The sequence below is a fragment of the Hansschlegelia beijingensis genome (genome assembly GCF_014196425.1).
GTDB classification, from domain to species: Bacteria; Pseudomonadota; Alphaproteobacteria; order Rhizobiales; family Methylopilaceae; genus Methylopila; species Methylopila beijingensis.
Genome location: NZ_JACIDR010000001.1, coordinates 701,115 through 726,470, shown reverse-complemented (window position 1 = coordinate 726,470; position 25,356 = coordinate 701,115). Strand labels below are relative to the sequence as shown.

The window sequence follows — 25,356 nt, the reverse complement described above, 5'->3', positions numbered from 1 at the left end:
GAAGGTTCCGATCACTCGATGATGCTGGCGACGACGCCGGCGCCGACGGTTCGGCCGCCTTCGCGGATCGCGAAGCGCAGCTTCTCCTCCATCGCGATCGGCACGATCAGGTGCACCTCCATCGCGATGTTGTCGCCCGGCATCACCATCTCGGTGCCTTCGGGAAGATGCACCACCCCGGTCACGTCCGTCGTGCGGAAGTAGAACTGCGGGCGGTAGTTCGTGAAGAACGGCGTGTGGCGGCCGCCCTCCTCCTTCGTCAGGATGTAGGCCTCGGCCTTGAACTTGGTGTGCGGCTTCACCGAGCCCGGCTTGCACAGCACCTGGCCGCGCTCGACGTCCTCGCGCTTCGTGCCGCGCAGCAGCGCGCCGATGTTGTCGCCCGCCTGCCCCTGGTCGAGCAGCTTGCGGAACATCTCCACGCCCGTCACCGTCGTCTTCACCGTCGGACGGATGCCGACGATCTCGACTTCCTCGCCGACCTTGACGATGCCGCGCTCGACGCGACCCGTCACCACCGTGCCGCGGCCCGAGATCGAGAACACGTCCTCGACAGGCATCAGGAACGGCTGGTCCACGGGACGCTCCGGCTGCGGGATGTAGGCGTCGACAGCCTTCATCAGCTCCAGGATCGCGTCATGGCCGAGCTTCGGATCGCCGTTCTCGAGCGCCACCAGCGCCGAGCCCTTGATGATCGGAATGTCGTCGCCCGGGAAGTCGTACTTCGACAGCAGCTCGCGAACCTCGAGCTCGACGAGCTCCAGAAGCTCGGCGTCGTCGACCATGTCGCACTTGTTCAGGAACACCACCAGCGCCGGAACGCCGACCTGGCGCGCCAGAAGGATGTGCTCGCGGGTCTGCGGCATCGGGCCGTCAGCCGCCGAAACCACCAGGATCGCGCCGTCCATCTGCGCCGCGCCGGTGATCATGTTCTTCACATAGTCGGCGTGCCCGGGGCAGTCGACATGCGCGTAGTGCCGGTTCTCGGTCTCGTACTCGACATGCGCCGTCGAGATCGTGATGCCGCGCGCCTTCTCCTCAGGAGCCTTGTCGATCTGGTCATACGCCGTGAACGTCGCGCCGCCCGTCTCGGCAAGGATCTTCGTGATCGCAGCCGTCAGAGACGTCTTGCCATGGTCGACATGGCCAATCGTCCCGATGTTGCAATGCGGCTTCGTCCGCGCGAACTTTTCCTTGGCCATGGCGAAGGCTCCGTTCTTCTCTGAACTTCGTATCTATGGGGTTCGTCGTAACTCGCTGTCGGATCAGGCGTACTTCGCCTGAACCTCCTGCGCGACATTGGACGGAACCTGCTCGTAGTGATCGAATTCCATGCTGTAGTTCGCCCGCCCCTGGCTGAACGAACGCAGCGTGTTGATGTAGCCGAACATGCTGGCGAGCGGCACCATGGCGTTCACGACATTCGCGTTGCCGCGCATGTCCTGGCCCTGGATCTGTCCGCGCCGCGAGTTCAGATCGCCGATGACGGAGCCGGTGTATTCCTCCGGCGTCACGACCTCGACCTTCATGATCGGCTCCAGCAGCACCGCGCCGCCCTTCTGCAGGGCCTCACGGAACGCCGCGCGGGACGCGATCTCGAAGGCGAGCGCCGAGGAGTCGACCTCGTGGTAGGCGCCGTCGACCAGCTCGACCTTGACGTCGACGACCGGGAAGCCGGCGACCGTGCCGGCGCCGAGCACCGACTCGAGGCCCTTCTGGACGCCCGGGATGTACTCCTTCGGCACCGCGCCGCCGACGATCTTGGACTCGAAGGCGAAGCCTGCGCCCGGCTCGTTCGGCTCGACGTGGAACTTCACGCGGGCGAACTGACCGGTGCCGCCGGTCTGCTTCTTGTGCGTGTAGTCGACGTCGACCGGCTTGGTCAGCGTCTCACGGTAGGCGACCTGCGGAGCGCCGATGTTGGCGTCGACCTTGTAGGTGCGGCGCAGGATGTCGACCTTGATGTCGAGGTGGAGCTCGCCCATGCCCTTCAGGATGGTCTGGCCGGACTCGGTGTCCGTCGAGACGCGGAAGGACGGGTCCTCGGCGGCGAGCTTCGACAGCGCGACGCCCAGCTTCTCCTGGTCGGCCTTGGTCTTCGGCTCGATCGCGATGGTGATCACCGGCTCCGGGAACACCATCTGCTCGAGGATCACGGGCTTGGCCGGATCGCACAGCGTGTCGCCGGTGCGGACGTCCTTGAGGCCGGCGAGAGCGACGATGTCGCCAGCATAGGCCTCCTTGATGTCCTCGCGGTTGTTCGCATGCATCAGGAGCATGCGGCCGACGCGCTCCTTCTTGTCGCGGGTCGAGTTCAGCAGGGTCGAGCCCGACTCCAGCTTGCCCGAATAGACGCGGCAGAAGGTGATCGTGCCGACGAACGGGTCGTCCATGATCTTGAACGCCAGGACGGACAGACCTTCGTCGTCCGACGGGTTCCGGACCACCGGCTCTTCGGTCTTGAAGTCGACGCCATGGACCGCGCCGCGATCGAGCGGCGACGGGAGATAGTCGACGACCGCGTCGAGCAGCGGCTGAACGCCCTTGTTCTTGAACGCGGAGCCGCAGAGCACCGGCGTGAACGCGCGGCTCAGCACGGCCTTGCGCAGAAGGGACTTCAGCGTCGCCTCGTCGGGCTCCTCGCCCTCGAGGAACTTCTCGAGCGCCGTGTCGTCGAGCTCGACGGCCGCCTCGATCATCTTGGCGCGGTACTCGACGGCCTGGTCGAGCAGATCAGCCGGGATCTCCTCGTCGCGGAAGCTCGCGCCGAGGTTCTCGTTCTCCCACACGACCGCCTTCATGCGGACGAGGTCGATGACGCCCGCGAACGCGTTCTCGGAGCCGATCGGGAGCTGGATCGCGACCGGCTTGCCGGCGACGCGGCTGTCGATCTCGCTCAGGCACCGGAAGAAGTCGGCGCCGATCTTGTCCATCTTGTTGACGAACACGATGCGCGGCACTTCGTACTTGTCAGCCTGACGCCATACGGTCTCGGTCTGCGGCTCCACGCCGGCGTTGCCGTCGAGCACGCACACGGCGCCGTCGAGCACGCGGAGGCTGCGCTCGACTTCGATCGTGAAGTCGACGTGGCCCGGCGTGTCGATGATGTTGAGACGCTTGTCCTTCCAGAAGGTGGTCGTCGCGGCGGACGTGATCGTGATGCCGCGCTCCTGCTCCTGCTCCATCCAGTCCATCGTCGAGGCGCCGTCGTGCGTCTCGCCGATCTTGTGGTTCTTGCCCGAGTAGAACAGGACGCGCTCGGTCGTCGTCGTCTTGCCGGCATCGATGTGGGCCATGATGCCGAAGTTACGATAGTTCTCGATCGCGTGAGAGCGGGGCATGATCGCGTCCTTAAACTTAGTCTCGGGTCACCAGCGGTAGTGCGAGAAGGCGCGGTTCGCTTCCGCCATGCGGTGCGTGTCCTCGCGCTTCTTCACCGCGGCTCCGCGGTTATTCGAGGCGTCGATCAGCTCGGCGGAAAGCCGGTCGATCATGGTCTTCTCGTTGCGAGCACGGGCCGAAGCGAGCAGCCAGCGCAGGGCGAGAGCCTGACGGCGCTCCGGGCGAACCTCGACCGGGACCTGGTAGGTCGCGCCGCCGACGCGGCGGGAGCGGACCTCGAGGGCCGGCGCGATGTTCTCGAGCGCCTGATGGAACACCGCGACGGGGCTCTGCTTGAGCTTCGACTCGACGGTGTCGAACGCGCCGTAAACGATCGACTCGGCGGTCGACTTCTTGCCGTGCTGCATCACGGTGTTCATGAACTTCGTGACCACGACGTCCCCGAACTTCGGATCGGGATGGACTTCGCGGCGTTCGGCGGAGTGACGACGGGACATCGCTCAGTTCCTCACTTCGGCCGCTTGGCGCCGTACTTCGAACGGCGCTGCTTGCGGTTCTTCACGCCCTGCGTGTCGAGCACGCCGCGGAGGATGTGGTAACGCACGCCCGGAAGGTCCTTCACGCGGCCGCCGCGGATCATGACCACCGAGTGCTCCTGAAGGTTATGGCCCTCACCGGGGATGTAGCCGATCACCTCGAAGCCATTGGTCAGACGCACCTTGGCGACCTTACGGAGCGCCGAGTTCGGCTTCTTCGGCGTGGTCGTGTAGACGCGCGTGCAGACGCCGCGCTTCTGGGGACACGCCTGAAGGGCCGGAACCGTATTGCGCGCCGTGGGAGCTTGCCGCGGCTTGCGGATCAACTGGCTGATGGTGGGCATTGATGGCCTAACCGCTTTCGTTTGATCGACGTCCGGCGCGCCGGCACGCCGGCGCACAAAACGAAACTGACGCCTTCCGCCGGTTTCCCGGTGGAGAGCGCCGCTCCTTGCAGAGGACCGCCGCCGACGAGCGACGACGGTCATGAACCGCAACTGACCCAAGCTGGTCGCGGCAGCGTCTGATCCCGAAAGGTCGGTGCGTTGGACCGCGACCGAGCAGCGTGGGATCACCGCCTGCCGAAGAGTAGGCGGCTTGTACCCGCCGACTCGCAGATAGTCAACACTCTGTCAGGGATTCCGCGGATTTCGACCCCGCCAGCTCGGCGGAGCAGCTCCGATATCGCGGGCCGCTGCCGGCCGAGGCCCTGACGCGCCCCTGCGCCCGTCTGCGACGCGGCCAGGGCCGCTCCGGCCAGCGGCCGGCTCGGTCATTCCGTACCGCCGCCGGCCGCGTGGAGCCAGCCCTGAGCTTCGACGAGGCGAAAAGAAAAAGCCGCCGGATCGCTCCGGCGGCTTTCATATCGTGCGAGCGGAAGGCGGACCGCCCTGCCCTTACTCCGCGGCGTCGGCCGGGCTCGGCAGCAGATCCTGCCGCCCGCCGTTCGATTCCTGCGCCCTCTGGGCGAGGATCAGGTCGTCGCGGTGCATTGCGATCTCGCGGACCTTGTTCATCACCGAGCCGGTGCCGGCCGGGATGAGGCGACCCACGATCACGTTCTCCTTCAGGCCCTCGAGGTCGTCCGCCTTGCCGTTGACGGCGGCCTCGGTGAGGACGCGCGTCGTCTCCTGGAAGGAGGCGGCGGAGATGAACGAGCGGGTCTGCAGGCTCGCCTTGGTGATGCCGAGCAGCACCGGATGACCGACGGCGGGCTTCTTGCCCTCCTCCAGCATCTTGGCGTTGACGGCGTCGAAGTCCATGCGGTCGACCTGCTCGTTGGTGATCAGGTCGGTGTCGCCGGCGTCCGAGACCTCGACCTTCTGCAGCATCTGGCGGACGATCACCTCGATGTGCTTGTCGTTGATCTGCACGCCCTGCAGTCGGTAGACCTCCTGGATCTCGTTGACGAGGTAAGCCGCGAGCTCCTCCACGCCCTTGATCGCCAGGATGTCGTGCGGCGCCGGGTTGCCGTCGACGATGTAGTCGCCCTGCTCCACGACGTCGCCGTCCTGCAGCTGGATGTGCTTGCCCTTCGGGATCAGGTACTCGACCGGATCGCCGCCGTCGGCCGGCACAAGGGTGATGCGGCGCTTGTTCTTGTAGTCCTTTCCGAACTGCACGGTGCCGGCGATCTCGGCGATGATCGCCGCATCCTTCGGACGCCTCGCCTCGAACAGCTCCGCCACCCGCGGCAGACCGCCGGTGATGTCGCGCGTCTTGGCGCTCTCGGTCGGGATACGCGCGAGCACGTCGCCGGCCTTGACCTCAGAGCCCGGAGACACCGACAGGATCGCCTCCGGGGCGAGCTGGTAGCGCGCCTCGCCGCCCTTGGCCGGCTTGGCGATCTTGCCGGTCTCGTCCTGGATGATGATCGACGGCCGCAGGTCCGCGTTGCGGGCCGAGGTGCGCCAGTCGGTGACGACGCGCTTGGTGATGCCGGTCGCCTCGTCCGAGGTCTCCTTCATCGAGGCGCCTTCGACCAGATCCTCGAAGCCGACCTTGCCGTCCACCTCGGTGAGGATCGGACGGGTGTACGGATCCCATTCGGCGATCCGCTGGCCGCGCTTGATCTTGTCGCCTTCGTCCACGCGCAGCTTGGAGCCGTACTGCAGGCGGTGCGTCGCCCGCTCGGTCACGCCGTTGGCGTCGACGATCACCACGGCCACGTTGCGGCCCATGACGATGACGTCGCCGTCCGAGTTCCGCGCCACGTTGCGGTTGCGGATCTTCACCGTGCCTTCGAACGAGCTCTCCACGAAGGACGAGTCCGCCAGCTGCGCGGTGCCGCCGATGTGGAACGTGCGCATCGTGAGCTGGGTGCCCGGCTCGCCGATCGACTGAGCCGCGATGACGCCGACGGCCTCGCCCATGTTGACGGGCGTGCCGCGAGCGAGATCGCGTCCGTAGCAGGCCTTGCAGACGCCGACCTTGGTCTCGCAGGTCAGCACCGACCGGATGCGGACCTCCTGGACCCCGACGGCCGCCATGGCGTCGACGTCCTTCTCGGAGATCAGCGTGTTCTTGGCGATGATGACCTCGCCGGTCGCCGGGTTCTCGACATCCTCGGCCGCGGTGCGGCCGAGCGTGCGCATGCCGAGCGTCGCGACGATCTGGCCGGCGTCGACCACCGGGCGAACGCGGATGCCGGCGTCGGTGCCGCAATCGTCCTCGGTGATGATGCAGTCCTGCGCCACGTCGACCAGGCGGCGGGTCAGGTAGCCCGAGTTGGCCGTCTTGAGCGCGGTGTCCGCAAGGCCCTTACGGGCGCCGTGGGTCGAGTTGAAGTACTCGAGAACCGAGAGGCCTTCCTTGAAGTTCGAGATGATCGGGCTCTCGATGATCTCGCCCGACGGCTTGGCCATGAGGCCGCGCATGCCGGCGAGCTGCTTCATCTGCGCGGGCGATCCGCGGGCGCCCGAGTGGCTCATCATGTAGATCGAGTTGATCTGCTTGGCCCGGCCGGTCTCCTCGTCGATCTGGACGGAGGAGATGCGCGCCATCATCTCGTCGGCGATCTTGTCCGTGCACTTCGCCCAGGCGTCGACGACCTTGTTGTACTTCTCGCCCTGGGTGATCAGGCCGTCCTGGTACTGCTGCTCGTACTCCTTGGCGAGCGTGCGGGTCTCCTCGACGATCTTCGGCTTGGTGTCCGGCACGACCATGTCGTCCTTGCCGAACGAGATGCCGGCCTTGAACGCGTTGTGGAAGCCGAGCGCCATGATCCGGTCGCAGAAGATGACCGTGTCCTTCTGACCGCAGTTCCGGTAGACGGTGTCGATCATGTTGGAGATTTCCTTCTTCGTCATCAGCTTGTTGACGACGTCGAAGGTCAGCTTCGGGGTCTTGGGCAGCAGCTGCCCGAGCATCATCCGGCCAGGAGTGGTCTCGTAAACCTTCGAGACCTCGTTGCCGTCCTCGTCGATCGAGGTGAACCGCCCCTTGATCTTGGTGTGGAGCGTGACCGACTTGTTGAACAGGGCGTGCTCGAGCTCGCCCATGTTCGAGAACGCGATGCCCTCGCCGGGCTCGTTGTCCCGCATGATGGTGAGGTAGTAGAGGCCGAGCACGATGTCCTGCGACGGCACGATGATCGGCTGGCCGTTCGCCGGGTGCAGGATGTTGTTGGTCGACATCATGAGGACCCGCGCCTCCAGCTGAGCCTCAAGGCTCAGCGGAACGTGCACGGCCATCTGGTCGCCGTCGAAGTCGGCGTTGAAGGCGGCGCAGACCAGCGGGTGAAGCTGGATCGCCTTGCCCTCGATCAGCACCGGCTCGAACGCCTGGATGCCCAGACGGTGCAGGGTCGGCGCGCGGTTCAGCATGACCGGATGCTCGCGGATCACCTCGTCCAGGATGTCCCAGACCTCCGGCTTCTCCTTCTCGACGAGCTTCTTCGCCTGCTTCACGGTCGCCGACAGGCCCTTGGCGTCAAGCCGCGAATAGATGAACGGCTTGAACAGCTCGAGCGCCATCTTCTTCGGCAGGCCGCACTGGTGCAGCTTGAGCTCCGGGCCGACCACGATCACCGAGCGGCCGGAATAGTCGACGCGCTTTCCGAGCAGGTTCTGGCGGAAGCGACCCTGCTTGCCCTTCAGCATGTCGGACAGCGACTTCAGCGGGCGCTTGTTGACGCCCGTGATGACGCGGCCGCGGCGGCCGTTGTCGAACAGCGCGTCGACGGCCTCCTGCAGCATCCGCTTCTCATTGCGGATGATGATGTCCGGGGCGCGCAGCTCGATCAGCCGCTTCAGGCGGTTGTTGCGGTTGATGACGCGCCGGTAGAGGTCGTTCAGGTCCGAGGTCGCGAACCGGCCGCCGTCGAGCGGGACGAGCGGGCGCAGATCCGGCGGGATCACCGGCACGACGGTCATGATCATCCAGTCGGGCTTGTTGCCGGACTCGATGAAGGCCTCGACGATCTTCAGGCGCTTGGCGAGCTTTTTCGGCTTCAGCTCGGTGGTCGCCTCGGCGATCTCGACGCGGATGTCGGCCGCCATCTTCTCGAGGTCGAGCGTGCGCAGCATCGACTGGATCGCCTCGGCGCCGATCTGGGCCGTGAAGGCGTCCTCGCCATACTCGTCCTGAGCGTGGAGGTACTCCTCCTCCGAGAGCAGCTGCCGGTCCTTGAGCGGGGTGAGACCCGTCTCGAGCACGACGTACTTCTCGAAGTACAGGATCGCCTCGAGGTCCTTCAGCGTCATGTCGAGCAGAAGGCCGATGCGCGACGGCAGCGACTTCAAGAACCAGATGTGGGCGACCGGCGCGGCGAGCTCGATATGGCCCATGCGCTCGCGGCGAACGCGCGACAGCGTGACCTCGACGCCGCACTTCTCACAGATGACGCCCTTGTACTTCATGCGCTTGTACTTGCCGCACAAGCACTCGTAGTCCTTGATCGGGCCGAAGATCCGCGCGCAGAACAGGCCGTCACGCTCCGGCTTGAAGGTCCGGTAGTTGATCGTCTCCGGCTTCTTGATCTCGCCGAACGACCAGGAGAGGATCTTCTCCGGGCTGGCGATCGAGATGCGGATCTGGTCGAACGTCTGGGCAGGAACCTGCGTGTTGAAGAGATTCATCACTTCCTGGTTCATCGCCGTCTCCTTTAGCGAAGCCTGGAACGGGGCGCCGCCGCCACGCCGTTCCCGCCCGCCTGAAAATCCAAAGTCGAAAAGGCGGGCGGGCCAATGGCCCGTCCGCCCGGAGGCTGCGTCCTAGGACGCGGCCGTCATTCGGCCGCCTCGGCGGGCGGATCGCCCGCGCGCCGCTTCGAAGTGTGCAGGTCGACGTTGAGGCCGAGCGAGCGCATCTCCTTCACGAGCACATTGAAGCTCTCGGGAATGCCGGCCTCGAACGTGTCGTCGCCGCGGACGATCGACTCGTAGACCTTGGTGCGGCCCGCGACGTCGTCGGACTTCACCGTCAGCATCTCCTGCAGCGTGTAGGCCGCGCCGTAAGCCTCCAGAGCCCAGACCTCCATCTCGCCGAACCGCTGACCGCCGAACTGCGCCTTTCCGCCCAGCGGCTGCTGGGTGACGAGCGAGTACGGGCCGATCGAACGGGCGTGGATCTTGTCGTCCACGAGATGGTGGAGCTTCAGCATATATATGTAGCCCACCGTGACCTGTCGATCGAACGCGTCGCCGGTCCGGCCGTCATGCAGCGTCACCTGCCCGGAGGTCGGCACGCCGGCGAGCTCGAGCATGTGCTCGATGTCCGCCTCCTTGGCGCCGTCGAACACCGGCGTCGCGATCGGCACGCCACGCCGGAGCGTCTCGGACATCTCGACCAGCTCCTGGTCGTTCATGCCCTTGACCTCGGCGTTGTCGCCATAGACGAGGTCGATGCGCGACTTGAGCTCGTCGATGCCCGCGCCGGCCCGATAGGCGTCGATCGCCCTGCCGATCTGAGCGCCGAGACCCGCGCAGGCCCATCCGAGATGGGTCTCGAGGATCTGTCCGACGTTCATCCGGCTCGGCACGCCGAGCGGGTTCAGCACGATGTCGACATGCGTGCCGTCCTCGAGGAACGGCATGTCCTCGACCGGCACGATGCGCGACACGACGCCCTTGTTGCCGTGGCGGCCGGCCATCTTGTCGCCCGGCTGGATCTTGCGCTTCACCGCGATGAAGACCTTGACCATCTTCATCACGCCCGGGGGCAGCTCGTCGCCGCGCTGCAGCTTCTCGACCTTGTCGAGGAAACGCTGCTCGAGACGCTTCTTCTGCTCGTCGTACTGGGCGCGCATGGCCTCGAGCTCGGACGTCAGCTTGTCGTCCGACACCACGATCTGCCACCACTGCGACCGCGGCGCCTCGGTGAGCGCCTCGCGGGTGATCGCCTCGTCCTTCTTGATCGCCTTCGGACCGCCGATGGCGGTCTTGCCGACGAGCATCTCGGCGAGACGCGCGTAGGTGTTGCGGTCGAGGATCGCGAGCTCGTCGTCGCGGTCCTTCGCAAGACGCTCGATCTCCTCGCGCTCGATCGCCTGGGCGCGCTCGTCCTTGTCGACGCCGTGCCGGTTGAAGACGCGCACTTCGACGATCGTGCCCGTCACGCCGGGCGGAACGCGCAGCGACGTGTCGCGCACGTCCGAGGCCTTCTCGCCGAAGATCGCGCGGAGCAGCTTCTCCTCCGGCGTCATCGGGCTCTCGCCCTTCGGCGTGATCTTGCCGACGAGGATGTCGCCCGCCTGCACTTCAGCGCCGATGTAGACGATGCCGGCTTCGTCGAGGTTCTTCAGCGCCTCTTCCGACACGTTCGGAATGTCGCGCGTGATCTCCTCCGGCCCGAGCTTGGTGTCGCGGGCCATCACCTCGAACTCCTCGATGTGGATCGAGGTGAAGATGTCGTCGGAGACGATCTTCTCGCTGAGGAGGATGGAGTCCTCGAAGTTGTAGCCGTTCCAAGGCATGAACGCGACGAGGACGTTGCGACCGAGCGCGAGCTCGCCGAGCTCGGTCGACGGGCCGTCGGCGATGATGTCGCCCTTCTTGACGAGGTCGCCGACGCGGACCAGCGGCTTCTGCGTGATGCAGGTCGACTGGTTGGAGCGCTGGAACTTCATCAGGCGATAGATGTCGACGCCGGGCTTCGAGGCGTCGGCCTCGTCGGTCGCGCGGATGACGATACGGGTCGCGTCCACCTGGTCGACGATGCCGCCGCGGCGGGCGGCGATGGCCGCGCCGGAGTCATGGGCGACGACCGCCTCCATGCCGGTGCCGACGAACGGCGCGTCGGCGCGGACGAGCGGCACCGCCTGGCGCTGCATGTTCGAGCCCATCAGCGCGCGGTTGGCGTCGTCGTTCTCGAGGAACGGGATCAGCGCCGCGGCGACCGAGACGAGCTGCTTCGGCGACACGTCCATGTAGTCCACGCGCTCGACCGGCGCGAACACCACCTCGCCCATGTGGCGGCAGACGATCAGGTCCTCGGTGAACTTGCCGTCCTCGGTGATCACCGCGTTCGCCTGGGCGACGTGGTGCTTCGATTCCTCGACCGCCGAGAGGTAGTGGACCTCGTCCGTCACCGCGCCGTCCCGAACCTTGCGGTACGGGGCCTCGATGAAGCCGTACTTGTTGACTCGCGCGAAGGTGGCGAGCGAGTTGATCAGGCCGATGTTCGGGCCTTCCGGCGTCTCGATCGGGCAGATGCGGCCGTAATGCGTCGGGTGCACGTCGCGCACCTCGAAGCCGGCGCGCTCACGCGTCAGGCCGCCCGGGCCAAGCGCCGAGAGACGACGCTTGTGCGTGATCTCGCTGAGCGGGTTGGTCTGGTCCATGAACTGCGACAGCTGCGACGAGCCGAAGAACTCGCGCACCGCGGCCGCCGCGGGCTTCGCGTTGATCAGGTCCTGCGGCATGACCGTGTCGATCTCGACGGAGGACATGCGCTCCTTGATGGCGCGCTCCATGCGGAGCAGGCCGACGCGGTACTGGTTCTCCATCAGCTCGCCGACCGACCGGACGCGGCGGTTGCCGAGATGGTCGATGTCGTCGATCTCGCCCTTGCCGTCGCGCAGGTCGACCAAGGTCTTGACGACCGCCAGGATGTCGGCCTTGCGCAGCGTGCGGACCGTGTCCTCCGCGTCGAGGTCGAGGCGCATGTTCATCTTCACGCGGCCGACCGCCGAGAGGTCGTAGCGCTCGCTGTCGAAGAACAGCGACTGGAACATCGCTTCCGCGGTGTCGAGGGTGGGCGGCTCGCCCGGACGCATCACGCGGTAGATGTCGAACAGCGCCTCTTCGCGCGTCGAGTTCTTGTCGGCGTGCAGCGTGTTGCGGATGTAGCCGCCGGTGTTGACGTGGTCGATGTCGAGCAGGTCGAGCTCGTTGACGCCGACCTCGGCCAGCAGCTCGAGCAGCTTCGGCGTGATCTCCTCGCCGGCTTCCGCCCAGACCTCGCCGGTCTCGACGTTGACGAGATCCTCGCCGACATACTGGCCGACCATCTCCTCGTTGGAGACCCGGAGGAACTTCACGCCCTTCTCGCCGATGAGGCGGGCCTGGCGCGGGGTCAGCTTCTTGCCGGCCTCGAGCACGACCTCGCCGGTGTCGGCGTCGATCAGGTCGACGGTCGCGTTGAAGCCGCGCATGCGCTCGCCGTCGAACGGCATGCGCCATGCGTCGCCGTCACGGGCGTGCGGGACCTTGTTGTAGAAGGTGTCGAGGATCTCCTCGCCGTCCATGCCCAGCGCGAACAGCAGCGACGTCACGGGGATCTTGCGGCGACGGTCGATGCGCGCGTGCACGATGTCCTTGGCGTCGAACTCGATGTCGAGCCAGGAGCCGCGATAGGGGATGATGCGCGCCGCGAACAGCAGCTTACCCGACGAGTGCGTCTTGCCCTTGTCGTGGTCGAAGAACACGCCCGGCGAGCGGTGCATCTGCGAGACGATGACGCGCTCGGTGCCGTTGACGATGAAGGTGCCGTTGTCCGTCATGAGCGGCATGTCGCCCATGTAGACGTCCTGCTCCTTGATGTCCTTGACGGACTTGGCGCCGGTCTCCTCGTCCACGTCGAACACGATCAGGCGCAGCGTCACCTTCAGCGGGGCCGCGAAGGTCATGCCGCGCTGGCGGCACTCGTCGACGTCGTATTTCGGCTGTTCGAACTCGTACTTGACGAACTCGAGCATCGAGGTGTTCGAGAAATCGGAGATCGGGAACACCGACTTGAAGACCGTCTGAAGACCTTCGTCCGGACGCGCCTCGTTTCCGTCGAACAGCAGGAACTGGTCGTAAGACGCCTTCTGAACCTCGATGAGGTTCGGCATCTGCGTCACTTCCCGGATCTTGCCGAAGAACTTGCGAACACGCTTGCGGCCGGTGATCGTCTGAGCCATCGTCTTCCTCAATCCTGCCGAGGGCACGCCTGATCCAAAAACCGCGGACGCGGGGCTTGGATCAGGCGCGGCGGGCTCCATCTCGTCGCGAGCCCGCTGTAGAAGCGCTTTCCGGTCCCGGAAGGGTCCGGAGGCGCTGAAAGCCGCGTAGGAACCGACGTCGCGAACGACGCCGTTCCCCGCGGCTTTGATGCGCCTGCGGGACCGGCCGAGCGGCCCCGCAGGTATTCAGGCGGCGCGGACGATCGCTCGTCCGCCCAGCCTCACTTGAGCTCGATCTTGGCGCCGGCCTTCTCGAGCTGGGCCTTGAGCTTCTCGGCCTCGTCCTTGGCGACGCCTTCCTTGACGGGCTTCGGCGCAGCCTCGACGAGGTCCTTGGCTTCCTTGAGGCCGAGGCCGGTGATCGCGCGGACCTCCTTGATGACCTCGATCTTCTTGTCGCCCGCAGCCGCGAGCACGACGGTGAACTCCGTCTGCTCTTCCGCGGCCGGAGCCGCAGCGCCGCCGGCCGGAGCCGCGACCGCGACCGCAGCCGCGGCCGAGACGCCCCACTTCTCTTCCAGGAGCTTCGCGAGCTCGGCAGCCTCGAGCACCGTCAGGTTGGACAGCTCGTCGACGATCTTCGTCAGATCAGCCATTGTCTTACGTCCTTAAGTTCGAACCAGGTTTGAATTGTGAAGAACGGCTCACGCCGCCTCGTCTCGGGTGGCGTAGGCCCCGAACACACGCGCCAGCTTGGCAGCGGGCGCGGTCGAGAGCTGAGCGAGCTTGGTCGCGGGCGCCTGGATGAGGCCCACGAGCTTGGCGCGCAGTTCGTCGAGCGACGGCAGCGAGGCGAGCGCCTTCACTGCGTCGGCGTTCAGGGAGGTCGCGCCCATCGCGCCGCCAAGGATCACGAACTTGTCGTTCGCCTTGGCGAACTCCACCGCGATCTTCGGCGCCGCCACCGGATCGTCGCTGTAGGCCAGGACCGTGGGGCCCTGCAGCAACGAACCGAGATGGGACACTTCCGTGCCCTCGAGAGCGATTTTGGCGAGACGGTTCTTCGCGACCTTCACGCTCGCGCCGGCGTCGCGCATCTGCCGACGCAGGGTCGACATCTGGGCGACGGTCAGGCCCGAGTAGTGAGCGACGACGATGGCCCCGGAGTTCGAAAACACCGAGTTCAGCGTCGCGACCATGTCACGCTTTTCCGCGCGGTCCACGTGCTCTCTCCGGTTGACGATCCGACAAGCGCCGGACCGCCGGGTTGCAACGACCGCCTCCGGAGCCAGAGAGCCTCGGAAGCGGCGGCTTGAAGCCTGTCCGCGCGTGATCGCCCGAAGAGCGCTCACGGCGATGGTTCGAACCGGACGATGAAATCCGGTCTTCCCCGTCTCGGCAGGTCCCGGTGCTCCGGGCTTAGGATCCGCCCCCGTGGGCGAACGCCTGCTTTCTCGGACAGGTCGGGAGGGCGGATCGCTCCGCCCCGCCCTTCCCGCGCCGGGACGAGCCCGGCGCGAAATTCGTCAGATCAGGAGCCGAGCACCGTCGAGGGCTCGACATGCACGCCCGGGCCCATCGTCGAGGACACGGCGATGCGCTGCACGTACTGGCCCTTGGCGCCGGTCGGCTTGGCCTTCACCACGGCGTCCGTGAACGCCTTGATGTTCTCGGCGAGCTTGGCGGCGTCGAACGACGCCTTGCCGACGCCGCCGTGGATGATGCCGGCCTTCTCGACGCGGAACTCGACCGCGCCGCCCTTGGCGGCCTTCACCGCGCCGGCGACGTCGGTGGTCACCGTGCCGACCTTCGGGTTCGGCATCAGGCCGCGCGGGCCCAGCACCTTACCGAGACGGCCGACGAGCGGCATCATGTCCGGGGTCGCGATGCAGCGATCGAACTCGATCGTGCCGCCCTGGACGATCTCGAGCAGATCCTCGGCGCCCACGACGTCGGCGCCGGCGGCCTTCGCCTCCTCGGCCTTCGGGCCGCGCGCGAACACGCCGACCCGCACGGTCCGGCCGGAGCCGTTCGGCAGCTGGCAGACGCCGCGGACCATCTGGTCGGCGTGGCGGGGATCGACGCCGAGGTTGATGGAGACCTCGATGGTCTCGTCGAACTTGGCGGTCGCCCGCTCCTTGACGAGCGCAAGCGCCTCGTCGAGGCCGTAAAGCTTGGTGCGATCGACGCCCTCACGGGCCTTGGCGACGCGCTTTCCGATCTTCGCCATGGTCAGCCCTCCACCGCGAGGCCCATCGAGCGGGCGGAGCCCGCGATCATCGCGACCGCCGCATCGACGGAGTCGCAGTTGAGGTCGGCCATCTTCTTCTCCGCGATCTCGCGGAGCTGAGCCTGGCTGACCTTGCCGACAGCAGCGGACTTGCCGGTGGCCTGGGAGCCCTTGGTGATCTTCGCCGCCTGCTTGAGGAAGTACGAGACCGGCGGGGTCTTCATCTGGAACGTGAAGGAGCGGTCCGCATAGGCCGTGATGACGACGGGGATCGGCATCCCCTTCTCAAGCTGGGCCGTCTGCGCGTTGAACGCCTTGCAGAATTCCATGATGTTGAGGCCGCGCTGACCGAGCGCCGGGCCAATCGGCGGCGACGGGTTCGCGGCGCCCGCGGGCACCTGCAACTTGATGTAGCCAGTTACTTTCTTCGCCATTTAGGTTCTCCTGGACGGCGCTGCAACCGGCCGTCGTGATCCGTGGTGCGATCGATCGTCCGGGCAGCGAAGAGCCCGGCGTCTTTCTCCCACGGCTGGAAACGGATCAGACCTTCTCGACCTGCCCGTATTCGAGATCGACCGTCGTCGCGCGGCCGAAGATCGAGACGTCGATCTTGAGACGCGCCCGCGCCTCGTCGACGTCCTGCACCACGCCCGAGAAGGACGCGAACGGGCCATCCGACACCCGGACCTGCTCGCCGATCTCGAACGAGACCGACGGCTTCGGGCGCTCGATGCCCTCCTGAACCTGCCGCATGATGCGGGTGGCCTCGGCCTCCGAGATCGGCGAGGGCTTGTTCTCCGCGCCGAGGAAGCCGGTGACCTTTGGGGTGTTGCGGATGAGATGGTAGGCCTGATCGGTCAGGTCCATCTTCACCAGCACGTAGCCCGGGAAGAACTTGCGCTCGGCGTCCACCTTCCGGCCGCGCCGGACCTCCACGACCTTCTCAGTCGGGACAAGGATTTCCTCGAAGAGGTCCGCAAGCCCGGTCTGCTCCGCCTTCTCGCGGATCGACTCGGCGACCTTCTTCTCGAAGTTCGAATAGGCGTGGACGATGTACCAGCGCTTGGGACGTCCGCCCGCGCGAGCCTCAACAGCGCTCATTGGCCGAACCCCAGGATCCAGGTGACGCCGGTGCGCATAAGCAGGTCAGCGACGAAGAAGAACACGGCCGCGATGAACACGAAGACGAACACCATCGCGGTGGTGATCATCGTCTCGCGGCGGGTCGGCCAGACCACCTTCGCGGTCTCGGCGCCTACCTGCCTCAGGAATTCCACCGGAGAAGTCTTCGCCATGGCCTCGTTAACGTCCAAAGGGGCGCGCTCCTAGACAGGCTCGCACCCCGCACAACAATGGAAGACTGCGACGCACCAGCCGTCGCGCGCTCCGCTTCACGTTCCGCCCCGCCAACGCCGCCCGAGCGTGGCAGGAGTGGAGGGACTCGAACCCCCAACCCCCGGTTTTGGAGACCGGTGCTCTGACCAGTTGAGCTACACTCCTAGAGTCGCCGGGGGGTTTCGAGCGGGCTCGCCTTATGGCACGCCCCGGCGCGTTCTTTCAAGTCCCTTTCGCGGGCGGGCGGCCCGCCCCGGACGGCTTGCGCCGCCGGGCGACCAGGGCGGCCGCGAGGGCCGCCCCGATTTCGATCACTCGATGATGCTGGCGACGACGCCGGCGCCGACGGTTCGGCCGCCTTCGCGGATCGCGAAGCGCAGCTTCTCCTCCATCGCGATCGGCACGATCAGGTGCACCTCCATCGCGATGTTGTCGCCCGGCATCACCATCTCGGTGCCTTCGGGAAGATGCACCACGCCGGTCACGTCCGTCGTGCGGAAGTAGAACTGCGGGCGGTAGTTCGTGAAGAACGGCGTGTGGCGGCCGCCCTCCTCCTTCGTCAGGATGTAGGCCTCGGCCTTGAACTTGGTGTGCGGCTTCACCGAGCCCGGCTTGCACAGCACCTGGCCGCGCTCGACGTCCTCGCGCTTCGTGCCGCGCAGCAGCGCGCCGATGTTGTCGCCCGCCTGCCCCTGGTCGAGCAGCTTGCGGAACATCTCCACGCCCGTCACCGTCGTCTTCACCGTCGGACGGATGCCGACGATCTCGACTTCCTCGCCGACCTTGACGATGCCGCGCTCGACGCGACCCGTCACCACCGTGCCGCGGCCCGAGATCGAGAACACGTCCTCGACAGGCATCAGGAACGGCTGGTCCACCGGACGCTCCGGCTGCGGGATGTAGGCGTCGACAGCCTTCATCAGCTCCAGGATCGCGTCATGGCCGAGCTTCGGATCGCCGTTCTCGAGCGCCACCAGCGCCGAGCCCTTGATGATCGGAATGTCGTCGCCCGGGAAGTCGTACTTCGACAGCAGCTCGCGAACCTCGAGCTCGACGAGCTCCAGAAGCTCGGCGTCGTCGACCATGTCGCACTTGTTCAGGAACACCACCAGCGCCGGAACGCCGACCTGGCGGGCCAGAAGGATGTGCTCGCGGGTCTGCGGCATCGGGCCGTCAGCCGCCGAAACCACCAGGATCGCGCCGTCCATCTGCGCCGCGCCGGTGATCATGTTCTTCACATAGTCGGCGTGCCCGGGGCAGTCGACATGCGCGTAATGACGGTTCTCGGTCTCGTACTCGACATGCGCCGTCGAGATCGTGATGCCGCGCGCCTTCTCCTCAGGAGCCTTGTCGATCTGGTCATACGCCGTGAACGTCGCGCCGCCCGTCTCGGCAAGGATCTTCGTGATCGCAGCCGTCAGGGACGTCTTGCCATGGTCGACATGGCCAATCGTCCCGATGTTGCAATGCGGCTTCGTCCGCGCGAACTTTTCCTTGGCCATAGACGTATCCTGCTCGAGGTCTCGGTGCCGAGAAGCGCCGCTCCTCTAGGCAGGTTCACGCCGCCGCACAAGCCCGAAATGGCGTCTTGGCTGCTGAGGACCCACAAAACACGTCCGCGGATTGGCGCCGAGACCCATTATGAGCCGGGTCTGAGGACCGCGCGCCTCACCTGCGCCGCGACGCCATTGCGGCCCAGGCGCGGCTGCTTTATCTCGTCGATACGGCCTCCGCGCGGGGCCGTCCGCGGATGTAGCTCAGTTGGTAGAGCATCAGGTTTCCACCCTGAGGGTCGCGAGTTCGAGTCTCGTCGTCCGCTCCAGATTCGAGGGCGGGGATCGGCATCCGATCCCCGCCCTCTCTCATTTGCGCTTTTCGTCGCGGCTGTGCCGGGCGTCCTCCTCGCCGCCGCCCGTGGACACGCGGCTGCGCGCCCGCTGATCGCTGTCCGCCGGCGGTTTCCTGACCTCGAGGGGCTCCTTGGCGTTCTCGTGCGAGGCGCCGGGGCCGCCCTGGCGGATGCTGTTCGGCGTCTTGGTCGATGTCGACATGGGCTGCTCCCTCAGCGGTCCTGCTGGTGGCCCTGGTGGGTCGTGTTCTGCTTGGTGTTGCCGGTCTGGCCGCGCTGCTCGGGATTCGCGACCTGGCCGCTGCCGCCGGCGGCGGATCCCGGTGAAGCGCGCTTGTCGTCGCCGGCTCCCTTCGGGCTCCGGTTGCCGGGAGGAACCGGGGGCGTCGCCTTCCTCGTCATCGTGGCCTCCTTCAGACGGTCCGCTGTCGCGGGGGGTCTCCTTCTGAAATCGCCCGGCGGCCGGCTGGTTCCCGCCAGATCGGGTCAATCAGCCGCGATCTGGGCGACGATCCGGCAGATGAGCCCTTCAGGACCGAGCCGGTAATCGACCGTCGCGCCGAGCTGGTGAGGCAATCCCTCCTCGATCAGTTCACGACCGAAGCCGCGCGGCGCATCCGGAGACGCCGAAGCGCAGGTCTCCCGCCATTCGATGACGACGTGGCCGCCCTTCCGCTCCCAGGAGATCGCGAGGCCGCCGCCGTCGCGGGCGAGCGCGCCGTGTTCGGCGGCGTTCGCGGCGAGTTCGTGCAGCGCGAGAGCGAGCATGCGAACCGCGCGCGGACGTATCGGCGCCACGGGCCCGGCGAGGGCGACGCGACTGTCCTCGCCCAAGCCCCAGCTCGCGAGTTCGCCCCGCACAAGCCGGCCGACCGACGGCGCCTGTTCCCCTTCCCGCTCCGGCAGCAGGCTCTCGGCGCGGGCGAGCGCCGCCAGGCGGCGACCGAGCCTCGACCGATAATCCTCGAGCGATTCGCCCGGGCGCGACGCTTCCGCCAGCGCCTGGACCAGCGCCAGCAGGTTCCGCGCGCGGTGACGCGGGCTTTCGCGACCCTCGTCCGGGAACATGCCGGCCATTTCAGGGATTGCCCTTGGCGGGCGACCGCGCGGACGGCTCCTGCGCGGCGGCCGGAAGGATGACGGAGACGATGACAGCTGAACGCGACACATCAGACGCCGGGGTCGAACGGCTGCGCGACGCGATCGACAGCGGCCGGACCGGCGACAAGGCGCCGTTCACGGATCCGGCGGCGGCGCCCCTCGGCGCCGACGACGAGGCTGCAGGCGAACCGCCGACGGCCGAGCGGACGCAGACGGCCCTCGCGGCCGAAACGCCTGGCGGCCAAGGCGCGATGAGCCGGGCGCCCGGCCTCTCGGACGAACGACCGCGCGACGAGCATGCCGCGGCGCGGCCTCGCCACACCCCACGCGTGGCCATGATTCTGGTTCTGGTCATCCTGGCGTTCGGAGCCGCTTTCGCCGGGGGCCTCCTGCTCTAGGACGGCGAGACGCCGGCCCTCAGGCGGAGCACAGCCTGCTCCAGATCGGCGCGGGACAGCGGCTTGTCCAGACGAGGCACGTGCCGATACGGCTCCGGAACAGCGAAATCGTCGTAGCCGCTCGCGAACACGAACGGCACGCCGCGATGCGAGAGCTCCTCGGCCAGGTCGAAGACCGGCTTGTCGTCGAGGTTGATGTCGAGCAGCGCGAAGTCGGGCGATCGGGAGGCCAGCAATTCCCGCGCCTGCTCGACGCTGCGGCATGGCCCGATCGTTTCGCCGCCGAGCGCCGCCACGATGCGCTTCATGTCCGAGGCGATCAGGAACTGATCCTCCACGATCAGAACCTTCCAGCCGGCGAGAGGCGGATCCTGGATGGGCGTCACGCGTCCTGCTCTCCTTCGTCTCCTTGGCACAGAGGAAACCGGATGGTCGCCCGAAGCCCCTCCACGTCGAACTCCAGCGAGGTGGCGGCGCCGAGCTCATAGGGCAGGCCCTGCTCGATCAGCTCCCTGCCGAAACCCTTGCGGGCCGGCGCCCCCTCCGGGAACGACACGCCCCGCTCGCGCCACTCCATCGAGAGCAGCGGGCCGTCGGCGCCCGGGACAAGGCGCCAGCGCACGTCGAGCCGCCCGTCAGGCACGGCCAGCGCGCCATGCTTCAGCGCGTTGGTCGCAAGCTCATGCGCGGCAAGCGCCACGACTTCCGCCGCGCGCCGACGCAGCTTCACGTCCGGCCCCTGAACGGTCACCCGGTCGCCCACCGATGCGCCGACCGCCGCGAGTTCGTCGCGAATCAGCTCGCCGAGCTCGAGCGCGACGTCGCCCGAGCGGGTCAGGACGTTCTGGGTTCGGGCCAGCGTCGCCAGACGCCCGTCGAAGCTCTGTTCGAACTCCTGGAGGTTAGGGCTCATCTCGATGGTCCTCCTCGCAAGCGACCTCACCACCGCGAGAATGTTGCGGACGCGGTGCTGGAGCTCGCCCAGCAGAAGTTTCTGGCGCTCCTCGGCGTTCCGATGCTCGGTGCGGTCGTAGAGAATTTTCAGGTAACCCCGGGCTCCGTCGCGAAGCGGGAACATCATCCCCGAACCCCAGAACCGGGCGCCGTCCTTGCGGAGGTGCCAGCGATCGTCGACGGCGCGGCCTTCGGCGTCGGCGGTGCTGGCCTCGCGGGCGGGCGCGCCGTTCGCCTGATCCTCTTCCGTAAAAATCAGGTCGGCCCTGCGACCGAGCACCTCCTCCTCACGCCACTGGAATATTTTCTCCGCGCCGGCGTTCCATTCGGTGATCCGACGGTCGCCGTCGGCCGCGATGATCGCGAACTCGGTCGAGCTTTCGAGAATCAGCCTGTAACGCGCAGCGCTCGCGCGCAGGGCGAGCAGCGCCGCCTGATCTTCGTCTGCCCCCATGCCGCCCGGCCCTCGCCATCCTCCGCAGGGCGGCGCGGCGCGCCGTGGTTCAGGCGCGGACGCGCGGACTTGACCGCCCCTGTCGCGAAGTCGCGAAGGCGGGCTTTCGTTCCAGCGCAGCGCCATCGCGAAGGCGAAAGCGCCCGCAGCCGCGGCCGTCAGGCCGCCGCTTTGCGCGGGAAATTCAGAGAGGATCGGGTGGGAGGCGAGAGATGGTGGAGGGGGTTGGATTCGAACCAACGTAGGCTAAGCCAACGGATTTACAGTCCGTCCCCTTTAACCACTCGGGCACCCCTCCACGCTCGCATCGGCGCGGTCAACCGGGCCGAAGCGGGAAGGCCGCGACGTCGCCGCCGTCGTCCTTCGCGGCCGGTGCTTTAGGGTTCGGCCCGCCCCGGTGTCAACCGGAAAACCGGAAGCGCGGCTTCCCGGCCGCGCGTTGCCAAGGCGTCGGCGCCGTGACAGAACGCCGGCCGTCCCCCGTCTCCTGCCCTGAGATCGCAGAATGCGCCCGCCCCGTTCGCCGCGCCCAGCCGGGTCCGGCTCTCCGCGCTGGAAGAAGCGCCCCGTTCAGGGCGGCGGGCGCGAAGGCCCCCGCGGCTTCCCGCGCGATCACGAGGGGCCGGTGGTGATCTACGGCTATCACAGCGTCGCCGAGGCGCTCGCCAATCCGCGCCGCAAGCCGATCCGGCTGCTCGCGACCGAGAACGCGGTCGCGCGGCTCACCGAGGCCGGCCTGCTCGGCCGCGTCACGCCGGAGATCGTGCGCCCGGGCGCGATCGACCGCCTGCTCACACCGGACGCCGTTCACCAGGGCCTCTACCTGGAAGCGGAGGCGCTCGACGGCCCGACGCTGGAGACGATCCCGCGGGACGGGCTGGTGCTGGTGCTCGACCAGATCACCGACCCCCACAATGTCGGCGCGATCGTGCGCACCGCCGCGGCCTTCGCGGTCGACGCGATCGTCACCACCGCGCGCCACAGCCCGGAGGCGACCGGCGTGCTCGCGAAGTCCGCAAGCGGCGGACTTGAGCATGCGCCGCTCGTGCTGGTGCAGAACCTCGCTCGCGCGCTGCAGACGCTTGGCGACCGCGGCTTCCTGCGGATCGGCCTCGATTCCGAAGGCGACGCGAGCTTCGACGAATCGGCTCTGGGCTCTGGCGGAGTCGCGCTGGTGCTGGGGGCGGAAGGCAAGGGATTGCGGCAGCTCACGCGGGAGACCTGCGACCGGCTGGCCCGGCTCGACGCGCCGGGCGCGATCAAGAGCCTCAACGTCTCGAACGCCGCCGCGATCGCGCTCTACGTGGCGCGCCGCGCCAAGCCGCTCACCGCGGCGGGAACTGATTGATTCTGGTGGCGGCGTCGGTGCGCACGGTCGGACCGCTCGGGACGATCGTCACGCCCGGCCTCGGATAATCGCGCCGCACACGGCCGATCGCGTCATAGGTGTCGGGCCGGCCCGGCACGTCCAGCCGGCGGCCGCGGCTGTCGAATCGGGGCGGAGCGGCCGGTCCGGCGATCGGCCGCTGCGGGGCGCGTCGCAGCTCCGGCGTCTTCCGCCCGCGTCGCCATTCGCGATCCGGCTTTCCGGCCGGGCGGGTGATCGCGCCCCCGCGCTGGTCAGCCGGCTCGGAGATGATCGTGCCCGGCCGGTACTCGGCCCGGACCTCAGGCGCCAGCACCAGCGCGCACAAAGAAAAACTTAACAGCAGATTAAACGAAGGTCGCATTCGCGGGCCCGTCGACGAGTCGTCGCCACACTGTGTATCTAGGTGGTGCGGAGTTGTGCGCTAGGGCTCGAGGGGATTTCAGGGCCACGGACAGATCCGCGAAGCGCGCCGTGATCCGGCTCGTCAGGGAGAAACCGATGCGGGGGGCGCCGCATCCACCTGAGAAGGGCCTGCGGCGCGGGCCAGCCGACTCAACAAAAAAACAGCGCCGTCCGCAGGGACGGCTCACGGTCGTCGTCGCGTCCGCGCCCACGCGACGCCGCTCCCTAACGCCGAGGTGAAACAGGCCTATGTCCGTCGCAAGCACGACTGTAGCGCCCCAGCAGGCGCGGCCGATGACGCGGGAGGAGAAGAAGGTCATCTTCGCCTCGTCGCTCGGCACCGTCTTCGAGTGGTACGATTTCTACCTCTACGGCTCGCTCGCCGTGATCATCGGCGCGCAGTTCTTCAGCCAGTATCCTGAATCGACGCGCGGCATCTTCGCCCTGCTCGCCTTCGCGGCGGGCTTCCTGGTGCGCCCGTTCGGCGCCCTGGTGTTCGGCCGCCTGGGCGACCTCGTCGGCCGCAAATACACCTTCCTGGTCACCATCCTGATCATGGGCCTGTCGACCTTCGTGGTGGGCATCCTGCCCAACGCCGCGACGATCGGCTTCGCGGCTCCGGTCATCCTGATCATTCTGCGCCTGCTGCAGGGCCTCGCGCTCGGCGGCGAGTATGGCGGCGCGGCGACCTATGTGGCCGAGCATGCTCCGGTCGGCCGGCGCGGCTTCTACACCTCGTGGATCCAGACCACTGCGACCCTCGGACTGTTCCTGTCGCTGCTGGTGATCCTGTTCACCCGCGGCATGGTCGGCGAGGAGGCCTTCAAGGACTGGGGCTGGCGCATTCCGTTCCTGATCTCGGTCGTGCTGCTCGGCATCTCCGTGTGGATCCGGCTCTCGCTGAACGAGTCTCCCGCCTTCCAGAAGATGAAGGCCGAGGGCACCCGCTCCAAGGCGCCGCTCTCGGAGTCCTTCGGTCAGTGGCGCAACGCCAAGATCGCCCTGATCGCGCTGCTCGGCCTCACCGCCGGCCAGGGCGTCGTCTGGTACACCGGCCAGTTCTACGCGCTGTTCTTCCTGCAATCGATCCTCAAGGTCGACGCCTTCACCTCGAACCTTCTGATCGCCTGGTCGCTGCTGCTCGGCACCGGCTTCTTCATCGTGTTCGGCGCGCTCTCCGACAAGATCGGCCGCAAGCCGATCATCCTCGGCGGCTGCCTGATCGCCGCGGTCTGCTACTTCCCGATCTTCCACCAGATCACCGCGCTCGGTAATCCCGCGCTCAACCACGCCATCGAGACCGTCAAGGTCACGGTGATCGCGGATCCGGCCGAATGCGGCGATCTGTTCAACCCGGTCGGCACGCGCAAGTACACGAGCGCCTGTGACCAGGCGCGCGACTTCCTGTCGAAGTCCTCGGTCAGGTACACGACCGAAGCTGGCCCGGCCGGCGAGACCAAGGTCCGCGTCAACGATCAGGAGATTCCGTTCGTCGGCGGCGCGGCCGCGGCGGAGTCCAGCAAGGCGACGCTCGCCGCCCTTCAGGCGGCCGGCTACCCGAAGGCGGGCGATCCCGGCATCGCGAAGATGGAGCACGTGTTCGACATCTTCCGAGCCCAGACCGGCGGCATCGTGCTGCTGCTGTTCGTGCTCGTGCTGTTCGTGACGATGGTCTACGGGCCGATCGCCGCCGCGCTGGTCGAGATGTTCCCGACGCGCATCCGCTACACCTCGATGTCGCTGCCGTACCACATCGGCAATGGCTGGTTCGGCGGCCTGTTGCCGGCGACGGCCTTCGCCATGGTGGCCGCGACCGGCGACATCTACTTCGGCCTCTGGTACCCGATCGTCTTCGCCCTCATGACGGTGGTGATCGGACTGTTCTTCGTGCCCGAGACCAAGGACCGGGACCTCGAGACCTACGAACACTCCTGAGGTCCTCCCTGTCTCGCGACAGGACCGACGCTTCGCGCGCAGCCCGGCTCACCGCCGGGCTGCGTTCGTTCAGGGGCGCCCCTCGCTTGGCCGGGGCGCAACCGCCGCCGTTCACGCGATTTCGGG

Annotated in this window: 22 protein-coding genes and 3 tRNA genes; 4 read left to right on the top strand and 21 right to left on the bottom strand. The window is 67.2% G+C overall.

Annotated features, from left to right (window positions below):
- Window positions 1-11 precede the first annotated feature (11 nt).
- The 14 genes from tuf (GGR24_RS03325) to tuf (GGR24_RS03260) form a co-directional block, all read right to left on the bottom strand.
- Window positions 12-1,202 (bottom strand): elongation factor Tu, encoded by a 1,191-nt coding sequence (gene tuf / locus GGR24_RS03325; RefSeq protein ID WP_183393839.1) that lies wholly within the window; start codon window positions 1,200-1,202, stop codon window positions 12-14.
- Window positions 1,203-1,265: 63 nt separating this feature from the next.
- Window positions 1,266-3,341 (bottom strand): elongation factor G, encoded by a 2,076-nt coding sequence (fusA, locus tag GGR24_RS03320; protein ID WP_183393849.1) that lies wholly within the window; start codon window positions 3,339-3,341, stop codon window positions 1,266-1,268.
- Between the two features lie 27 nt (window positions 3,342-3,368).
- Entirely contained in the window at window positions 3,369-3,839 is a 471-nt protein-coding gene (rpsG, locus tag GGR24_RS03315) for a 30S ribosomal protein S7 (protein ID WP_183393848.1), read from the bottom strand.
- Between the two features lie 11 nt (window positions 3,840-3,850).
- Complete coding sequence (gene rpsL / locus GGR24_RS03310) at window positions 3,851-4,222, bottom strand: 30S ribosomal protein S12 (RefSeq protein ID WP_020178159.1); 372 nt, start codon at window positions 4,220-4,222, stop codon at window positions 3,851-3,853.
- A gap of 552 nt (window positions 4,223-4,774) precedes the next feature.
- The gene (gene rpoC, locus GGR24_RS03305) at window positions 4,775-8,971 is read right to left on the bottom strand and encodes a DNA-directed RNA polymerase subunit beta' (protein ID WP_183393847.1); all 4,197 of its coding nucleotides are present in this window, start codon (window positions 8,969-8,971) and stop codon (window positions 4,775-4,777) included.
- A 134-nt stretch (window positions 8,972-9,105) separates the two neighbouring features.
- The gene (gene rpoB, locus GGR24_RS03300; protein ID WP_183393846.1) at window positions 9,106-13,221 is read right to left on the bottom strand and encodes a DNA-directed RNA polymerase subunit beta; all 4,116 of its coding nucleotides are present in this window, start codon (window positions 13,219-13,221) and stop codon (window positions 9,106-9,108) included.
- A gap of 263 nt (window positions 13,222-13,484) precedes the next feature.
- Window positions 13,485-13,859 carry a 50S ribosomal protein L7/L12 gene (gene rplL / locus GGR24_RS03295; RefSeq protein ID WP_183393845.1) on the bottom strand — a complete coding sequence of 125 codons (375 nt, stop codon included), beginning with the start codon at window positions 13,857-13,859 and terminating at the stop codon, window positions 13,485-13,487.
- Between the two features lie 48 nt (window positions 13,860-13,907).
- Entirely contained in the window at window positions 13,908-14,426 is a 519-nt protein-coding gene (gene rplJ, locus GGR24_RS03290) for a 50S ribosomal protein L10 (protein ID WP_183393844.1), read from the bottom strand.
- 308 nt (window positions 14,427-14,734) lie between these two features.
- Entirely contained in the window at window positions 14,735-15,433 is a 699-nt protein-coding gene (gene rplA / locus GGR24_RS03285; protein ID WP_183393843.1) for a 50S ribosomal protein L1, read from the bottom strand.
- A gap of 2 nt (window positions 15,434-15,435) precedes the next feature.
- Window positions 15,436-15,867, bottom strand: coding sequence for a 50S ribosomal protein L11 (gene rplK, locus GGR24_RS03280; protein WP_183393842.1), 432 nt, complete (start codon window positions 15,865-15,867; stop codon window positions 15,436-15,438).
- 106 nt (window positions 15,868-15,973) lie between these two features.
- Complete coding sequence (gene nusG, locus GGR24_RS03275; RefSeq protein WP_183393841.1) at window positions 15,974-16,534, bottom strand: transcription termination/antitermination protein NusG; 561 nt, start codon at window positions 16,532-16,534, stop codon at window positions 15,974-15,976.
- Window positions 16,531-16,728 carry a preprotein translocase subunit SecE gene (gene secE, locus GGR24_RS03270; RefSeq protein WP_183393840.1) on the bottom strand — a complete coding sequence of 66 codons (198 nt, stop codon included), beginning with the start codon at window positions 16,726-16,728 and terminating at the stop codon, window positions 16,531-16,533. The genes nusG and secE overlap by 4 nt, the downstream gene beginning before the upstream one ends.
- A gap of 128 nt (window positions 16,729-16,856) precedes the next feature.
- Window positions 16,857-16,933, bottom strand: a tRNA-Trp gene (locus tag GGR24_RS03265).
- Between the two features lie 146 nt (window positions 16,934-17,079).
- On the bottom strand, window positions 17,080-18,270 hold the full coding sequence (gene tuf / locus GGR24_RS03260; protein WP_183393839.1) for an elongation factor Tu: 1,191 nt from the start codon (window positions 18,268-18,270) through the stop codon (window positions 17,080-17,082).
- Window positions 18,271-18,514: 244 nt separating this feature from the next.
- On the opposite strand from tuf (GGR24_RS03260), the gene GGR24_RS03255 reads away from it, so the two are divergent.
- Window positions 18,515-18,590 (top strand) — tRNA-Gly (locus GGR24_RS03255).
- Window positions 18,591-18,630: 40 nt separating this feature from the next.
- Here GGR24_RS03255 and GGR24_RS03250 read toward each other — a convergent pair.
- The 3 genes from GGR24_RS03250 to GGR24_RS17750 all read right to left on the bottom strand — a co-directional run bounded on the left by GGR24_RS03250 (window position 18,631) and on the right by GGR24_RS17750 (window position 19,694).
- Complete coding sequence (locus GGR24_RS03250; RefSeq protein WP_183393838.1) at window positions 18,631-18,819, bottom strand: hypothetical protein; 189 nt, start codon at window positions 18,817-18,819, stop codon at window positions 18,631-18,633.
- Window positions 18,820-18,830: 11 nt separating this feature from the next.
- The gene (locus GGR24_RS03245) at window positions 18,831-19,019 is read right to left on the bottom strand and encodes a hypothetical protein (RefSeq protein ID WP_183393837.1); all 189 of its coding nucleotides are present in this window, start codon (window positions 19,017-19,019) and stop codon (window positions 18,831-18,833) included.
- 84 nt (window positions 19,020-19,103) lie between these two features.
- On the bottom strand, window positions 19,104-19,694 hold the full coding sequence (locus tag GGR24_RS17750) for an HWE histidine kinase domain-containing protein (protein WP_183393836.1): 591 nt from the start codon (window positions 19,692-19,694) through the stop codon (window positions 19,104-19,106).
- A gap of 71 nt (window positions 19,695-19,765) precedes the next feature.
- Between GGR24_RS17750 and GGR24_RS03235 the strand changes: the two genes are divergently transcribed.
- A complete protein-coding gene (locus GGR24_RS03235) occupies window positions 19,766-20,116 on the top strand; it encodes a hypothetical protein (RefSeq protein WP_183394517.1) in 351 nt (116 codons plus the stop codon).
- On the opposite strand, the gene GGR24_RS03230 is transcribed toward GGR24_RS03235, so the two are convergent.
- The 3 genes from GGR24_RS03230 to GGR24_RS03220 form a co-directional block, all read right to left on the bottom strand.
- Complete coding sequence (locus GGR24_RS03230; RefSeq protein WP_183393835.1) at window positions 20,113-20,502, bottom strand: response regulator; 390 nt, start codon at window positions 20,500-20,502, stop codon at window positions 20,113-20,115. The genes GGR24_RS03235 and GGR24_RS03230 overlap by 4 nt on opposite strands.
- Window positions 20,499-21,524 carry a sensor histidine kinase gene (locus GGR24_RS03225; protein WP_183393834.1) on the bottom strand — a complete coding sequence of 342 codons (1,026 nt, stop codon included), beginning with the start codon at window positions 21,522-21,524 and terminating at the stop codon, window positions 20,499-20,501. Before GGR24_RS03225 ends, GGR24_RS03230 begins: the two co-directional genes overlap by 4 nt.
- Before the next feature lie 213 nt (window positions 21,525-21,737).
- Window positions 21,738-21,822, bottom strand: a tRNA-Tyr gene (locus GGR24_RS03220).
- Window positions 21,823-22,029: 207 nt separating this feature from the next.
- Here GGR24_RS03220 and GGR24_RS03215 point away from each other — a divergent pair.
- Window positions 22,030-22,872 (top strand): TrmH family RNA methyltransferase, encoded by an 843-nt coding sequence (locus GGR24_RS03215; RefSeq protein WP_183393833.1) that lies wholly within the window; start codon window positions 22,030-22,032, stop codon window positions 22,870-22,872.
- Here the strand turns inward: GGR24_RS03215 and GGR24_RS03210 are convergent.
- Window positions 22,850-23,254, bottom strand: a complete 405-nt coding sequence (locus tag GGR24_RS03210; protein ID WP_183393832.1) for a hypothetical protein — start codon at window positions 23,252-23,254, stop codon at window positions 22,850-22,852. The genes GGR24_RS03215 and GGR24_RS03210 overlap by 23 nt on opposite strands.
- A gap of 335 nt (window positions 23,255-23,589) precedes the next feature.
- Here GGR24_RS03210 and GGR24_RS03205 point away from each other — a divergent pair, with 335 nt between their 5' ends.
- Window positions 23,590-25,230, top strand: coding sequence for an MFS transporter (locus GGR24_RS03205; protein WP_183393831.1), 1,641 nt, complete (start codon window positions 23,590-23,592; stop codon window positions 25,228-25,230).
- The last annotated feature ends 126 nt before the right edge of the window (window positions 25,231-25,356 follow it).

What these genes read in the sequence shown, in the direction of transcription:
- tuf (WP_183393839.1), bottom strand. Translation starts at nt 1,202, where the DNA reads ATGGCCAAGGAAAAGTTCGCGCGGACGAAGCCGCATTGCAACATCGGG.
- fusA (WP_183393849.1), bottom strand. Translation starts at nt 3,341, where the DNA reads ATGCCCCGCTCTCACGCGATCGAGAACTATCGTAACTTCGGCATCATG.
- rpsG (WP_183393848.1), bottom strand. Translation starts at nt 3,839, where the DNA reads ATGTCCCGTCGTCACTCCGCCGAACGCCGCGAAGTCCATCCCGATCCG.
- rpsL (WP_020178159.1), bottom strand. Translation starts at nt 4,222, where the DNA reads ATGCCCACCATCAGCCAGTTGATCCGCAAGCCGCGGCAAGCTCCCACG.
- rpoC (WP_183393847.1), bottom strand. Translation starts at nt 8,971, where the DNA reads ATGAACCAGGAAGTGATGAATCTCTTCAACACGCAGGTTCCTGCCCAG.
- rpoB (WP_183393846.1), bottom strand. Translation starts at nt 13,221, where the DNA reads ATGGCTCAGACGATCACCGGCCGCAAGCGTGTTCGCAAGTTCTTCGGC.
- rplL (WP_183393845.1), bottom strand. Translation starts at nt 13,859, where the DNA reads ATGGCTGATCTGACGAAGATCGTCGACGAGCTGTCCAACCTGACGGTG.
- rplA (WP_183393843.1), bottom strand. Translation starts at nt 15,433, where the DNA reads ATGGCGAAGATCGGAAAGCGCGTCGCCAAGGCCCGTGAGGGCGTCGAT.
- rplK (WP_183393842.1), bottom strand. Translation starts at nt 15,867, where the DNA reads ATGGCGAAGAAAGTAACTGGCTACATCAAGTTGCAGGTGCCCGCGGGC.
- nusG (WP_183393841.1), bottom strand. Translation starts at nt 16,534, where the DNA reads ATGAGCGCTGTTGAGGCTCGCGCGGGCGGACGTCCCAAGCGCTGGTAC.
- secE (WP_183393840.1), bottom strand. Translation starts at nt 16,728, where the DNA reads ATGGCGAAGACTTCTCCGGTGGAATTCCTGAGGCAGGTAGGCGCCGAG.
- tuf (WP_183393839.1), bottom strand. Translation starts at nt 18,270, where the DNA reads ATGGCCAAGGAAAAGTTCGCGCGGACGAAGCCGCATTGCAACATCGGG.
- GGR24_RS03250 (WP_183393838.1), bottom strand. Translation starts at nt 18,819, where the DNA reads ATGTCGACATCGACCAAGACGCCGAACAGCATCCGCCAGGGCGGCCCC.
- GGR24_RS03245 (WP_183393837.1), bottom strand. Translation starts at nt 19,019, where the DNA reads ATGACGAGGAAGGCGACGCCCCCGGTTCCTCCCGGCAACCGGAGCCCG.
- GGR24_RS17750 (WP_183393836.1), bottom strand. Translation starts at nt 19,694, where the DNA reads ATGGCCGGCATGTTCCCGGACGAGGGTCGCGAAAGCCCGCGTCACCGC.
- GGR24_RS03235 (WP_183394517.1), top strand. Translation starts at nt 19,766, where the DNA reads ATGACAGCTGAACGCGACACATCAGACGCCGGGGTCGAACGGCTGCGC.
- GGR24_RS03225 (WP_183393834.1), bottom strand. Translation starts at nt 21,524, where the DNA reads ATGGGGGCAGACGAAGATCAGGCGGCGCTGCTCGCCCTGCGCGCGAGC.
- GGR24_RS03215 (WP_183393833.1), top strand. Translation starts at nt 22,030, where the DNA reads ATGCGCCCGCCCCGTTCGCCGCGCCCAGCCGGGTCCGGCTCTCCGCGC.
- GGR24_RS03210 (WP_183393832.1), bottom strand. Translation starts at nt 23,254, where the DNA reads ATGCGACCTTCGTTTAATCTGCTGTTAAGTTTTTCTTTGTGCGCGCTG.
- GGR24_RS03205 (WP_183393831.1), top strand. Translation starts at nt 23,590, where the DNA reads ATGACGCGGGAGGAGAAGAAGGTCATCTTCGCCTCGTCGCTCGGCACC.